At 37.6% G+C, this 14,872-nt stretch carries 8 protein-coding genes and 2 pseudogenes; 4 read left to right on the top strand and 6 right to left on the bottom strand.

Features of this window, described 5'->3' with window-relative positions:
* Positions 1–1,001 precede the first annotated feature (1,001 nt).
* On the bottom strand, positions 1,002–1,787 hold the full coding sequence (locus KNQ12_RS14910) for a DUF6973 domain-containing protein (protein WP_214749050.1): 786 nt from the start codon (positions 1,785–1,787) through the stop codon (positions 1,002–1,004).
* 104 nt (positions 1,788–1,891) lie between these two features.
* Between KNQ12_RS14910 and KNQ12_RS14905 the strand changes: the two genes are divergently transcribed.
* Positions 1,892–2,098 (top strand): hypothetical protein, encoded by a 207-nt coding sequence (locus KNQ12_RS14905; RefSeq protein WP_214749053.1) that lies wholly within the window; start codon positions 1,892–1,894, stop codon positions 2,096–2,098.
* 2,137 nt (positions 2,099–4,235) lie between these two features.
* Positions 4,236–4,697, top strand: coding sequence for a DUF2975 domain-containing protein (locus KNQ12_RS14900; RefSeq protein WP_214749056.1), 462 nt, complete (start codon positions 4,236–4,238; stop codon positions 4,695–4,697).
* A gap of 239 nt (positions 4,698–4,936) precedes the next feature.
* Here the strand turns inward: KNQ12_RS14900 and KNQ12_RS14895 are convergent, their stop codons facing one another.
* The 3 genes and pseudogenes from KNQ12_RS14895 to KNQ12_RS14885 all read right to left on the bottom strand — a co-directional run.
* The gene (locus KNQ12_RS14895) at positions 4,937–6,505 is read right to left on the bottom strand and encodes a sensor domain-containing diguanylate cyclase (protein WP_214775495.1); all 1,569 of its coding nucleotides are present in this window, start codon (positions 6,503–6,505) and stop codon (positions 4,937–4,939) included.
* A gap of 1,128 nt (positions 6,506–7,633) precedes the next feature.
* The gene (locus tag KNQ12_RS14890) at positions 7,634–7,951 is read right to left on the bottom strand and encodes a putative quinol monooxygenase (RefSeq protein ID WP_053451877.1); all 318 of its coding nucleotides are present in this window, start codon (positions 7,949–7,951) and stop codon (positions 7,634–7,636) included.
* A gap of 515 nt (positions 7,952–8,466) precedes the next feature.
* Positions 8,467–9,102, bottom strand: a pseudogene (locus KNQ12_RS14885) (beta-ketoacyl-[acyl-carrier-protein] synthase family protein); the annotation flags it as partial.
* 543 nt (positions 9,103–9,645) lie between these two features.
* Between KNQ12_RS14885 and KNQ12_RS14880 the strand changes: the two are divergent.
* Both KNQ12_RS14880 and KNQ12_RS14875 read left to right on the top strand, forming a co-directional pair.
* Positions 9,646–10,629 (top strand): ketoacyl-ACP synthase III, encoded by a 984-nt coding sequence (locus KNQ12_RS14880; protein ID WP_214749062.1) that lies wholly within the window; start codon positions 9,646–9,648, stop codon positions 10,627–10,629.
* A gap of 141 nt (positions 10,630–10,770) precedes the next feature.
* Positions 10,771–11,925, top strand: a pseudogene (locus KNQ12_RS14875) (IS3 family transposase).
* A 59-nt stretch (positions 11,926–11,984) separates the two neighbouring features.
* Here KNQ12_RS14875 and KNQ12_RS14870 read toward each other — a convergent pair.
* Positions 11,985–13,277 carry a globin-coupled sensor protein gene (locus KNQ12_RS14870; RefSeq protein ID WP_214749065.1) on the bottom strand — a complete coding sequence of 431 codons (1,293 nt, stop codon included), beginning with the start codon at positions 13,275–13,277 and terminating at the stop codon, positions 11,985–11,987.
* Positions 13,278–13,527: 250 nt separating this feature from the next.
* Positions 13,528–14,763, bottom strand: coding sequence for an MDR family MFS transporter (locus tag KNQ12_RS14865; RefSeq protein WP_214749068.1), 1,236 nt, complete (start codon positions 14,761–14,763; stop codon positions 13,528–13,530).
* Positions 14,764–14,872: the final 109 nt, after the last annotated feature.

The following is a 14,872-nucleotide window of genomic DNA, read 5'->3' as shown; positions in this document are numbered from 1 at the left end:
TTAACAGGAAAATTGATGTTCGATGAGAGCGAGGGAATTATCTCTAATCCTCTGATTTTGATGACATTCCAAACCAACCACACATTGTGTTTGGATATTTCGGATGAGACAACCTACCTCATAGAGGAGAATTTTGACCAATTCCCTAAAAAGCATTAGACGAAATCAAGAAGTTGAATTCATACGCTATGATGTGCTTACCAACTATCCATCGCTAGATGAAAATCGAGACATTATTGAAGGGCTATGAAAATTATTGCCAGCTCTTCATCAACGAGTCGATCTGGCCACTTAACCCATCGTTATTACAATTCGAATGGTTAACATCAAAAAATCCAATTCTCATAGCGGACTTTTATGTACATGTAACCGTCAATTGCTTGATGTAACTCTTGACCGATAAGATGGAAACGGTGAATCGTACATATCAGAAAATACCGATTCTTACAATATTGTATGCAAACTTTCTTTTGTTCGATATGTTCGTCTCAGTAGCGGGTTAGGACAATTCGACTGTATTGTCCCATCGATTCAGCTGCATGCACGACTCATATACCTTTTCAATGCTCGTTTAATTGGATCGAACTGATGCAATACTCTATATTTTTTAACTACCATCAACAAGTCTATTATCTCTGACATACATTTCTTTACTATATGAGTAGTTTATCAATAGTCGAAAGCAATCAATTTTTTTCAAAAAAAGGAATACTCCATTTATTCGAAATACTGCCAAGTTGAACGACAAAATTTTGGGTAGGTGTGGCATCACCCATGTTTTAACGCATAAAAAACCCTGAATGGTGGCCATTGTAAAGTGTCCACCATTCAGGGTTCAGTTCATTGACAAGAACAGATGAATGCCCCCTATTAAACTGGGCTCATTCAAGTTATCCTTTCTCGGTACCTCTGGCAAAGTGCCTTCATGAGAATAAATTAGACTTCCGATACTTCATAATACACATGTGTCGACTTCGAAGACGTTCAAAAGGACATGAGGTTTACTTCAATCCAGATGAATTTGTATCAACCAATTTACCTTGAGAGATACGTACGCCTTTGCCAGCAGTGATTGATTCCTTCACCTTTTTAGCCGAGCTCGACGTTTCTGCAATGTATCGACCCAAGCGGTTATTGTGCAAATCCATCTGTCTTTCGATCGCTGGTTGATTATCAGCTCCGTACTCATGCGCATCAGCGAAGTACTTCGCATATTTAGCTGTGATGGACTTTACCATCAACGCATTCCAATAGGCATGTCGGAATGCATCCCCATTACCATTGTAGAGGACCGAGCTTTTATAATATTTTTCAGCCTGTTCTACGGCAGTTTCAGAATCGCTCTTAGCCTTAGTGCACTTGACAGGGTGACGGACACATAGACTTCTCTCATCGCTGTTCGCCTCAATGCTGAAATCATTGTCCTCAGGATCATTCTCGATCTCGAACGATCTTAACATCATCATCGGTTGTACTTCTTCTGGAGTAGTCGCCTTCTCTTGGAACAGACTATACACGATCTCGTCCATCTCTTCTTCGGTCATTTCCGGATGATCGCGTTCCAACTCCTTGATCTGGGGCATGATCGCGTCAATATCTTCAGAAGATATCTCGTCTACGACCGATGCATCACGATCCATGAAGTCGACCTCTTCTCGTACTTGATCCATCATTTGATTATATTCGATTTCATCCTTACTTTCTCCAGAAGCATGTACTTGATCTCCTTGATTCCCAAGATAAAATAGGCCAAGTAAAAACGAAGTAGCAAATAACATTTTTTTCATAATAAATACTCCTTTGAATTTTAATGTGTATACAAGATATAATAGCTTTAGTTTTATGACTATCGGATTAGAAGACTATACAATTTTAAGGGAGAGGAAATGGAATGAAAAAGCTTGTAGCGATTGCATTAGTAACCATTTTAGCTGGGTGTGGTAGTCAACATGATACCGAGAAAATGATTAAGTGGGGTGAATATAATAAATCAAATGTCGAAAGACTGAAAGAAAATGATATTAAGGTACAAGTCAAAGACGATGTTATGTATATACCGAAATCAGATCAAAAGAAAGCTGTTAAATGCTGTACGTAATTTTCATTGGTTATCATGTCCATCATCCTACTCGGATTGATGGACATTCCTTTTATTCTTTCCTATTCCAAATCCCTTGTCCCTTATACCTCACTCACCCACACTCTATTATAGGAATTTCCTCCCAGACTGCTAATTACAATATAGAAAGGTAGGAGAACCATTTACGATCCATCTATATTTTCCGCGTTATATTTCTCTCATTCATCAAATTAATAGCTTTTGTTCTCTAGATAATTCAAATTCAGCAGACAATTAAATAACCTAACTAAAAAATGAATTTTTTTCTTGGTATTCAATCTTACAATTTTGTAATCTAATCTTTTTTTCTAATGACTAAATCGATTTCGACGTCGAAACGTATACATACCCCTATTCGTCATCCAGCCTCGTTCCTAATGGTAAGCACGATTCGTATCAACTAGAAGTAGGAAATAAAATCAGTATCCAATCTCTATTTCAATATCGCTTCTCAAATACATGCTACTAGAATTCTTCCTCATGCCAGAAAAATATGATTTTACCGTTCAACGTAAAGATAACGTCGAATCTACTAATCGACATCTCAAGTGTCGTAAGATAGACGTTTTCCTATAATATATTGTATACAAACTAGACTCTCCATTGACTCATTCTTTAAAAATTTTTACTTCTGATTAATACTTACTAAGAAAATGAAGACCATTTGACGATGTTTATATCTTCGGCACAATGTTTTTATGACTTAAAGTTAAAAACGGGTGTTGATGTAAAGATTATCAGCCGTGATCCTCGACCATCGTAAGCGCTGAATAAGTTATATAATCGTATAGAGCATGTCCGAATTACCAAATCAAATACCGGAATCATTCAACACCCTTTTTAACGGATTTTACTTCAAGGTGATATATGAATCCGCATCACATACGCTTTGGAACATTGACATGTGGTTATTACAAATCAAACGCCAGGACCCAATATCACACGATCTTGTCGATGGTATAAATAATTCATTGATAAACGAATAAAAAAACTAATTTTCATGATCAAGGAAGACATAATCCGTAAAAATTTGAATTATCCTTCGATCTTCATTCGTCAAACAGACTTAAACCGATACATCAGCATGTGAAAGAATTGTATGATTCGATGAACACGATCAATTCGGATATCTTGAATAACTGGATACCTCAGTAATGAAGTAGACATCGTGACGAGCAAGTATCAGTACATTAACAGGCGCACTCCATAATTAAAGAAGAGTCGCATTCGTATGATGAACAAACGATTTGAATCGAACAAAAAATGCAACCATCCTCTTCAAGAGAAAGGCTGCATTCGTTATTCCATCTGAGATTCCTGAGAAACAGAACATTGATTCTCCTCTTGTATTACATCGACCACTCTCAAAATAAGTTTATCGAATCTAATCATAGCCTCTCCATGATTTACTCCGTCTTACATCACATAGTCCGGTGCACCTTTAGGCAGTAAGAAAGCAGCTATGAAAATCAAGGATCCTTGAAATACTAGATAATACTAAATAGCAGTTCCTTTAAATTTAAATGAAAACCAATGTATCAACGCATATAGGATAAAAATAGATGTAAACAATATACTTTCTAAGAATTTAATTTGATTAACAAACTGTAGAAATAAAGCTACTATATAAGCGAGAAGGTTCCAAAATATTATGGGTGCTCGAGAAATGGTTAGAAGATCATCTGTTTTACCCATAGTGTTAGAACATTTGCTCATTTTCATACCCTTCCTTGTTTGATGTAATAACAATTTCAAATGATCTTTAAAAAAGGCTGCGCAGCCCTTTTGCAAGCTTATTCTATTTTACCAATTCCAACTATCCCTTAATTATGGGTGAAATACAAAGTAAAAAAGAAACTAGGAATTTAGTATTCGTGGTCATTTTTGATAATCAACTTTCGTGAGTGATTTTTCGATCACCGCTACGTAATATAGAAATCAAAATCATCTTGTTCTTGCTGATTTAACCTATTTTAAACGGAATTTTATCTGATATTATTTATTACTATTTTATTATTACTTATGTGAAATCAGTCTGAAGTCTAAAGTAATATTTTCTATTTAATCGTACACTTTACTTTTATTGAAGAATCATATGGAAAGTAGGAATGCTAAAATGAATCCTCCAAAAATAAGTATTTTGTTACTACGAACATGTCTTTTTGCATTTTTTCTTGGTCTTCTAGGTTTAGCAATTTATGGATCATTTACACTGTTTAAAGGTTTATCAAATGGAGTTATTTTTGAGAAACCAGGATACGTAGTGTTAATGGTTGCTTATATTGCTCTCATACCTTTGTTAACTTCTATCTTTCATGGTTTCCACATTTTGAACGCATTTGCAAAGGACTTTGACTCAGCGTCTTCTATTTCTTCATCGTTAAATATTATTAAAAATTCGTTCCTCGTTATTGCTGTTTTAGCCGCCTGTATTCTACCAGTCTTCTTTTATATTGGTCAGGCAGACGATGCTCCTGGAGTAGTCCTTTTAGGGATTACTATCGTCATCTTCCCATTAGCAATCAGTGCTGTTTTTCGATGCCTTCAATACGTTTTAAAAAAATGCACTCCTTTGTAAGATAAACAAGTAGATAATTAATTTAGAAAAGATTATGAATTATGAATTACGTAGTGAAAAGCATTCTTTTTTAGAGATAATTAGGCTGACAACAAATTAAGGAATAAGAGTTTTTGTAAATAGGTATATACATTTCGATATTGAAATGCATACACCTATTTTAGACAATACTCTGTTAACTTTTTAATTAATAAATGAGGCTGGAGACATCTTTTATTCTTTCATAAAATTTCTAGTTTTTATGAAATGTATTTTTTACCTTCAATAATAAAGACGGTTTCTACACGGTTACGTCCTTTTCTCTTTGCTTTATATAATTGTTGATCCACATCATTATAGAAATGGGAAACATCATAAGAGTCAGAACCTAAATAACCAGCTCCAATGGAGACCGTTATTCGTTGCGGTAATGAGAAGTCTGTCTGTTCTACGGAATGACGCAGATGTTCAGAAAAAGCAATAATGTCATCAGGTGATGTTTCTTGAAGAATTATCGCGAACTCTTCTCCACCAATTCGAATAGGTAATCCTGAATGGGGAGTGACAGAAGAAATCAGTTTAGCGAGTTTTATCAACACTTGGTCTCCCTTCACGTGTCCATACGTATCGTTGATGCTTTTAAACCGATCAATATCAAGCAATACATAACCAAAAGACTCTTCGTTATCTCGTATCATTTGAATCAATTGATTCAATCGTCGTCGATTTGCAAGACCCGTCATTGGATCTGTTCCTGCCATTTCTTCAAAATCTCGTAACATGACCTGTTGGTTTTCTGCAAACGAGAGAATCATAGCTCGAATATTTTCAGCTTCCCGATAGGGGGAGTTTAAACCTCTCGTTTCTTGTATGACTTCACCTATCGGTTTTTTATAATCGAGTAATGAAAGGCGATTCAACGGTTTTGTAATAAAGATAATCAATCCAATCAAGACAAGAAATGAAATCAAAATCAATGGAAACCCAATAGTGGCTGCTTTGATTGCTGTCAGTTGAGCAGGAGCCAACGCTTTTGATACAGGTGTCATCGAAATGATCCTCCAATCATTTTGAAGAACTGTTGTATATCCAGCGAATACTTGTTCCCCTGTCTGCGCCACTATCGTTCCTTTACCAGGTCTTCCTTTATCAAGATTAATGGTCGCTTGGTATTTATGTGCCTTTGTCCCGATCCAACTGCGCTTCTTATGGTAAATATAAGTACCGGTCGAGTCGTAGACGGCTACGTCGTATTTATCATTGCCGTATGTTTCCTCGAGAAGGTGAGTCAAAAAGTTTTTTTCACGCAACCAGACTAATCCATTGAGCATACCGTAATATTTCCCATCCTTATAGAGTGCTGTCGAAACTATTAACATCAGTTTCTGATTTTTCCCGATATAAGGGCTCGAAGTAAAATTTCGTTTTAATAGCAATCCTAGTCGTACACCTTCCGTATCCACCTTAGTTCCCATAAGCTTCAAGTCAGGAGTATTGGCTTTTCCAATACCATTTTTATCGATGATTGCAATCGAGTTAAAATTAGAATTAGATTTTTTCAAAGTTTGTGTAAGTTCGTTCAATTTTTGGGGATTATCCCAATTGGATAGGATAGTTTCATGATGTGCAAGTAATGTTTGCTCCATTAGTAGAAATGTATCATTAGTTAGAGCACTTAACTTCTTAGCATTTGAATAGTTTTCGTTTATCGTATTTTCCTTCAGCGTTTGTCGGTTAACATAGTAACTCGTAGCAAAAATAGAGATTAATACTACAATCATAGTTACCATTGTTACGGTAATGACCCAAAACTTAAGCGGTAGCTTCATTCAGTGTAGATCCTTCCTTTTTTATAACCATAATGTTACATAAATTATACCAAAAGAAAGAATGGTAACTTCATCTAGAAGATGTTTTAATATTTTTATTTATAATAAATGTGAAAGCGTAGACAAAAAATATTCTAAGTAGAAATGCCCTAAAATTTACTCTTTTTACATATTTTCCTGATAAAATAAAAATACACGGTGGACATTCTTTTGAACACCAGGTATTCCGTCATATACGTCGGTCCATAAAGCCTTTAAACGATGCTCTCATTTCCTATCACAGCTTTCTTAGATCACCTACTCCATTTCCTAGTTTTCCTTTACTATAGTGACCTCTAGTATTGCTGTGACTTTCTTTCGATGTCATCTTTGTAAATTATTTTTTTCAATTGTTAAAGTATGTATTCATATTAAAAGTAGGTCTCTTTTTACTTTATTAGAGATATCTTTTTTGATTATCTCTTTAGAATGGAGGAACTATGAAACACTTACGATGGGGCTTATATCTTCTAACTATTTTTTTATTTTTATTTATTTATAATTCGTTTTTTAATTATGAATTCGTCCTGTTCATTTCGACTTTTTCGTCTATCCACGTTATGCATTTTTGTGTAGTCTTTAGTTTTCTACTCACTTTTTGTTCCATCTTATTAATGATGAAAATTAGCTCATCGAATGATAGTAAAGCCGTTATCGGTATATTAATTACTCTCGTTTTAAATTTATCGTTTCTACTTATTACAGGAATCATTGATTTTATCGGATCGTGGCTGACTTAACAATATTGCTATACATGTTAAAGATAAACATGGGAACTATAAAAGATGACTCCGATACAAAACGGAAGTCATCTTCATGCAAGCTTTAACCAATTAAGGTGGTTGTATTAAACTGTTCAAATACTAGGACTTAGAAAATTATTGGTTTGCATTTAATTTAATACGTTTATTCTAGCATTCATTTATTTGATACAAAGTTGATATCCATTCCCCTTTTATATTTTTAATCAACCATCACATTAAATTTCTTAAAGTAGTATGTATCTTTAAGCTTTCCTTTGCTTATAAAAATTCATCATATAATTGTAAGGAATTATCTCGCACCTTTTAATAGTTATCTATTGAAAAATCATTTGTTTATTAAAAGACCTTTCCCACCTTTTGTTTGCAGCGTGTTTACTCTCTCTACGTTTTCAAGAAGAGGCTTTGCCTTTTGAATCAAAGTTTGAGTGACTGCTAGATTTAAAGACGCTTTATGGGATGTTTCATTCGACCATACTTCGTATACATAAACCACATTTGCTTCCTCATCAGAAACACTTACAACATAAATTTCACATTCCTCTAATTTTTCCATTGATCGAGAGGCATTTAAAAGGATATCAACCATTTCTTCTCTTTTATTTTCTGATACAAAGAACTTAGTAAATAAACAGTACTTAGACATATATATCCTCCTTTTGGATTCGAGATATTATTTTACTTTTAGAACCCTACATACTTGTATTAGTCTTTAAGTCTTTAAGTCTTTAAGTCTTTAAGTCTTTAAGTCTTTACCTCTTTTTCCACATCATGGTTTATTATTTGTAAAAAAATGATCAATCAAATCAAAATTTTAGTTAAGCTCCTTATTCTCAAATTATGTTCAAAATCCTTCTATACTTATAGAAAAAATAATTTCCGTTACTTTTTTCGTCTACTACTGAAATTTATGAAAAACACTTAAATGTTATTACACAAGATAAGACCGTTCCGAAGAAAAACACGTATCCTAAAAAAGGTCTTTCATGATAACTGCATGTTTCTGAATTCTTTTTTATCAACACATATTTCCTCTAACTTTTCATATAAAAACAAAGAGTGTAGATATTTCGATGTCGAAATGTCTACACTCTTTGTTCAGTGAGTACTCGATTACTGATTTGATTACTGACTTTTTTGTCTAAATCTGATGTCTTATTTTTATTCCATAAATTTTTTCACACCGATCGCTGCGTTATGGCTACCGAATCCGAACGAGTTAAATAATCCATACTGCATTTCCATCGAGCGAGCCCCATCTGTTACATAATCCTGGTCGCACATGGGATCATCGACTTCAAGATTAATCGTGGGTGGAGTGATTCCTTCCTGTAAACATTTCGCAAGCGCGATCGCTTTCGATCCACCGGGAGTGCGTTCGCATGTTCCTCAAACAATTTTTTAATCGTACGTATCTCGGACTGATCACCGACGATCGTACTCGTCGCATGCGCACTGATTACATCGATGTCATTCGTCTCGATTCCTTACATGTTGCACGGCACGTTTCATGGCGAGGTATGCTCCTCGCCACTATATGATAAGCATCTGAACTTACCCCGTAACCGACGACTTCCGCATAGATGGACGCTCCTCATTGCTTCGCGCGTGATAACGATTCTAGTATCAAGATGCCTGCATCCTCCGACATCACGAAGCCATCACGTGTCGCGTCAAAAGGGCGACTCGCTTTTGCAAGTGATTCATTTTTTGTAGACAATGCTGTCCTTGCCATAGGCAATTCCGCGATGCCGCTTCCATCCCATCAGCGAATGCAGCATCAGCTGAAAGTGCTCGAGGATCTACAAGTATGAGTCTTGACCTATCCTTACAGCGATGTTAGTAGCTATATAGACTAATTGGGTAAAAACGTTATAAAAGTAAGCGGTGACCCCTAAAGGTCCGGACTACTTCATGAAGAGGGTTGTTTCCCCTCTTTTTTTACATGTAGTGCTGATGTTTTCGAGTATAGATAAGAAATGTTATCTTCATTAAAACTACTGAAATTAATTGGATTATCGGTAAAATTAATAATAAACGAATGATTTCGACGTCGAACCGTATACACTCATTATTAATTTATTCGTTTCATCAAAATAATGTCAGGGTTACAATCAATAATAAAATGTGTGAGAGTATTTTATACAAATATTTTTGTTTACAATCTTTCTATTTACTATAGTTCAGGTTTTTTACGTAAACAGCTTTTTTCCTTCTAACTACATTTTTTACAATAATAAAGAAGTCTTAAGGTCTAAAAGTTCTGTTTAGTATCTAATACTAGGAACTAGTGATAATATAGCAATCGAGAGTACATTATCGTATCGAGGAGTGAATAAAATGGTTGTTTCTAAAGCTCAGATCACTGCAATTGGTTCCTACGTCCCTAAAAACAAATTAACCAATATGGATTTAGAAAGTATGGTAGAAACAAATGATGAATGGATTGTACAACGCACCGGTATTAAAGAGAGAAGAATAGCGAATAAAGATGAGTATACAAGTGATATTGCTTATCAAGCTGTACTAAATCTGAAAGAGCGCTACAAGAAGTCGATAGAAGATGTAGATATGATTATCGTCTGCACCCTGACACCTGATTTTAAAACGCCAAGTGTCGCTTCCCTTGTTCAAGCAAAATTAGGTATATTACATGCGGGTGCCATTGACTTAAATGCTGCATGCGCTGGTTTTGCGTATGGATTACATATGGCAAATGCTTTAATCAGCTCTGGATTGCATAAGAAGGTACTCGTTATTGGTGCTGAAACGCTTTCTAAAGTCACTGATTATACTGATCGTAATACCTGTATTTTATTTGGTGATGGTGGTGGAGCAGCACTGGTCGAATTCGACGAAAACCATTCAAGTTTTATTTCTTCACATCTCATTTCTGAAGGAGAAAAAGCAAAGAGCTTATATTGTTCTAATCTATCCGATCAAATATTTAAAGACGAAATATTAGACAGTAAAAAGATTGTTCAAAACGGTAGAGAAGTTTACAAGTGGGCAGTCAGTACCGTGCCTAAAGGAATGAAACATGTTGTCGAAAAAGGGGCGACTTCCTTAGAGCAAGTCGATTGGTTTATACCGCATAGTGCTAATCTCAGAATGATTGATTCGATCTGTGAAAAAAGCGGATTTCCTTTGGAGAAAACTCTGTATAGCTTGGTCGACTACGGAAATACTTCTTCTGCAACCATTCCTTTATCATTAGACAAAGGAATTAAAGAAGGAAAGATCAAGTCGGGTGACCGTATCCTCTTATATGGATTTGGGGGCGGACTGACTCAAGCTGGTTTACTGTTAGAATGGACTCTGTAAAATCGTAAATTAACACTAAAGCACCCACATTTCAATAATGAACTGCCCCATAAAAGTTGGACATAAAAATCCAACTTTTATGGGGTGTTTTTTATGGTCAAATATACAAAGGCGTTTAAAGTCTAGGTCGCTGAGTGTTATCTGACAGGACGAGAAGGATACCGAGATGTAGCGATAGAATTCGGGATAGCACGTGAACTGATCCGTGAGTGGTCGCGTCTCTATGAGCGTTGGGGGGAAACGATCTTCGATCCTTCCTATACAAGCCACTCGCTGGCATTTAAACTGGAGGTATTAAACGACATGGTGACCAACGGACTGTCCTACATAGAGGCGGCCGTAAAGTACCGAATTTTCTCCCCAGGGACGATTTCGAGATGGAGAACGCTGCGTTAAAAAAATTGAAAGCCTTGGTTCAAGAAGAGAATGCGCGACGAACCGGATCAAGGCACAAGTAATCGACGAATTGCGGTCAGTCTATCCCGTTCCGGGACTCCTTCGCGTGCTCGGTATGGCACGAAGCGTCTATTACTATTGGCGGACGCGCCTGACGGGTGAGGACAAGTATTCGAAGGTGAAGACAGCTATCCATACCCTCTTCCACGAACATAAGGGACGATGTGGCTATCGTCGCATCCACGCACTTCTCGAACGCCAAGGCTTCCGGCAAGACCGAAGACCGTACGCCGTCTAATGAATGAGCTCGGTCTAAAATGTCTCGTCCGTATGAAGCGATACCGCTCCTATAAAGGACGGGTCGGAAAGGTCGCACCGAATCTTCTCCAACGTGACTTCAAGGCCACCGGCCTGAACCAGAAATGGGTGACTGACGTCACTGAGTTTCACCTGTTCGGGGAGAAGCTCTACCTCTCGCCGATGATGGACTTGGGAAACCGTGAGATCATTGCTTATACCCTATCGGACCGCCCTACCTATCAATTCGTTGGTGAAATGTTGGATCAGGCAATCGGGAAGCTCGACGAGAAAGCCCGATCGATTCTGCATTCCGACCAAGGGTGGCATTATCAATATCGAGCGTTCGTCGGTACGCTTCACGAGCACGGCATTACGCAAAGCATGTCCCGTAAGGGCAACTGCCTCGACAACGCAGCCATCGAAAGCTTCTTCGCTGTGCTCAAGTCAGAGCTCCTGTATCTCAAGGAGTTCGATGACATGGACCACTTCAAATGTGAGCTCGAGCGTTACATCGAGTACTATAACCATCGTCGTATCAAGGGACGACTAAAAAACCTGAGCCCAGTGGAATACCGGACTCAGGTCCTCAAGGTCGCCTGACAAATTATTTATTGTCTAACTTTTTTGGTTCAGTTCATAAATACTAGGGGATGTTGATCTTATATCGAAGCTGCGACTTCTTGTAAATTGTCTGCTGTTTCGGCAATTGAATCGGCGATGCGGCGCATCCCTTCGATTGTTCCGGCGACATCACTTGTATCTGACGATAACTCGCGTACTTGTCGTGAGACAACTTCTGTCTGTTCGGAGATTCTAGAGAATACGTGGACGATTTCTTGCATTTCAGTCGTCGTCTGAACGACTGCGCTTTCTGTCTCCCCCATTCGTTTCGACACAACCAGCATTTTTTGTGTGATTTCCTGTGCGATACGTGATGTCTCTGCTGCTGATTGTTTACTTTCTTCTGCCAACTTTCGTACCTCCTGAGCAACGACCGTGAATCCTCTTCCCATCTCACCTGCGCGCGCAGCTTCAATTGAAGCGTTCAAGCTCAGTAAATTTGTTTGGTCCGAAATCGTCGTCACCATCCCAGCAATTCGTTCGATTTCTTCGGATAGCCGAGATAGCTCTGCGACCTGTTCGGTTGTCTGTGTCAGGTCATGAACAACATCTTGAAAATGATGCGTTTTTTCTTCGACCAATGTCACTCCATCTTCTGCCTCCACAACTGCTTTTGTTAAACGATCTGAAATTGTGTCGGTTGTCAGTGAGACGCGTTTCGCATGCTGCTCGATTTCTTGAAAATTCGCTGATGATTCTTCACTCATTGCCGCTAATCCCTCAATTGATCGTTGAACACCCTCACCAACTTGACGCTTTGCTAATTCAATTGCTTGTCGCTCTTCTTCAACTTGCCCTTCATACATCGTCATGACGATTTGCTGTTCTAGATTGAACAGTTTACTCGCAGAACGCATAATACGAATACGCTCAGCTTCTGGCCAGTCACTATTTTCAATTTTATCGCTTAGCACATTCCATACTTTTTGGAAAGCAGCAACATACCATTTAGTCTGTAGACCAATCTGTACATGGCGATCTGCGATCCGACGACGAGCTTCTATGTAGTCCATCGTCAATTTTCCTTCAAACATTTGAAGAATGTGTCGAGAGAGCGTTCCTTTTAATCGTTCGAGAGTCGAATGATGCTCAATCAAACGACGTAAAGAAGGAATCCGAATCAGCTCTTCATAGAACGCATCGACCATACTAGGCATCCAATGAGCTACATCCGTATAAATAACACGTACCATTTGTAAATCGAGGATGGTTAGATCAATTAAGTGAAGCTGTTCTTCCAAAGAACTCGGTACTTTCAGGATGGCATACGTAGCTTCAGCTTCAATTAACGCATCAAAGGTTACTACTTTTGCTGTTTTAAACCATTTCATTTATTTCTCCCCTTCATTTCCAGTTAAACCTCGCCTCTTATATCGTCGTATTTTATTGGAATTTGAATGGGAGTTCAAAGAACGGTGTCTTTTTCTTTTTAAGATAAATTATTTCATTGTCGTTATAAGGATACTGCGATAATTGTATATTTCCCTTATCAAACCGATAACTATTGAAGTATTTTAAATTCCAAATCCTATTCTCACTATTAATTGTAGTAACGTTTTAATCATACTATCACCCTGATCTTCAGGCGGAAGAATACAGTCTAAATAATTGCAGATATAGACATGCACCAATGATAGCGAAAAGGAGAATGATAGTGAAGATACCGAGAGGTGCAATCCATCCTGATGCGTAGATGGCGAGAGGCGCCAGCGACTTACCAAGTGTGTTTTGAAGACTATCAGCAGCTAGATACTGACCTCTTGCCTCTTCAGGAGCATAATGTCCGATGAAACTTTGTGTGACAGGTGTACGCATGATCTCACCTAACGTGAAGATAAGCGTACAGCCAAACAGAAACCAGATGTTGTTATTCCATCCGACTAAAAACGTACCTCCTCCTGCAAGTAGCGTCGACATGACAAATAGACGTTTTTCTGACCAATGTTTGAGTCGATTCGTTACGGGAAGAATCAAGATGACAAACAAAAAACCATTAAAGCCTACCAACCACCCAAAAATGGATTGGCTCGTGAGCTGAAATGAATCCATCAGGTTTGGTACAAGAGGTTGTGTAGGTACATTCTCTATCACATAGACTGGTAAGTAGAGATCGAGCTGCATCACTGGGAAGAGCGAACAAATTCCCGCAATCACGTATATCAGAAAAATGCTATCTTTGAGAACAAATCGATAACCAGACCACTTAGATTGAAAGGCAGATTTAAGTGGGATTGTGACATCTTTTGGCTTGGAACGATCAGGTAAGGTTTCACTGACGATAAAATAGATCGTGATGAAGTAAAGGAACAGAACCGTTGCACAGATCCATAATAACAGTTGACGATATTGAAAAAAGAAGACTGCCCCGATAATAGGTCCTAAAACAGCACCTATATTGTTCACGGTCATAAATGTCGCGTACACCTGTCGCAATTCATCCTTTGGTACCGTGTCCGCTACCATTGCTGAACTTGCGGGCCGATAAAATGCTGCCCCTATCCCAATTCCGATAAATGCAACATAATCGATCCAAGGAGAGGAGGAGACGGCAAATAGAATGAACATACTCATTTGCAAAAATGTTCCGATCAGCATGACAGGACGCCTCCCTAACGTATCCGCAACGCTTCCCCCTATTAAACTTCCGATGATACTTAGTAAGGGCGGTAGTACCATTATTAATCCAGCAGTCTGTAAGCCAAGTTTTTGACCAAAGTAGACCGTCAAAAAAGGAAAGTACATCCAAAATAATAAATTAAATAATCCTTCTCCTACCAGTCTGACTTTCACATTCGAATTCCAATAAATTTTGTTCATAATAACTCCTCTCAAATAAATAAGGAATAGCGTCTTCCTTTTGTAGTTTTACTATAGAGAAGATGATTAATGAGATATAGACTTATCTTTTAATGTGGATTATACTAAT

It is taken from the genome of Exiguobacterium sp. s11 (assembly GCF_018619015.1).
GTDB lineage: Bacteria > Bacillota > Bacilli > Exiguobacteriales > Exiguobacteriaceae > Exiguobacterium_A > Exiguobacterium_A indicum.
Note: the sequence above shows the minus strand (reverse complement) of the source record. Positions and strands in the feature narration are given on the sequence as shown.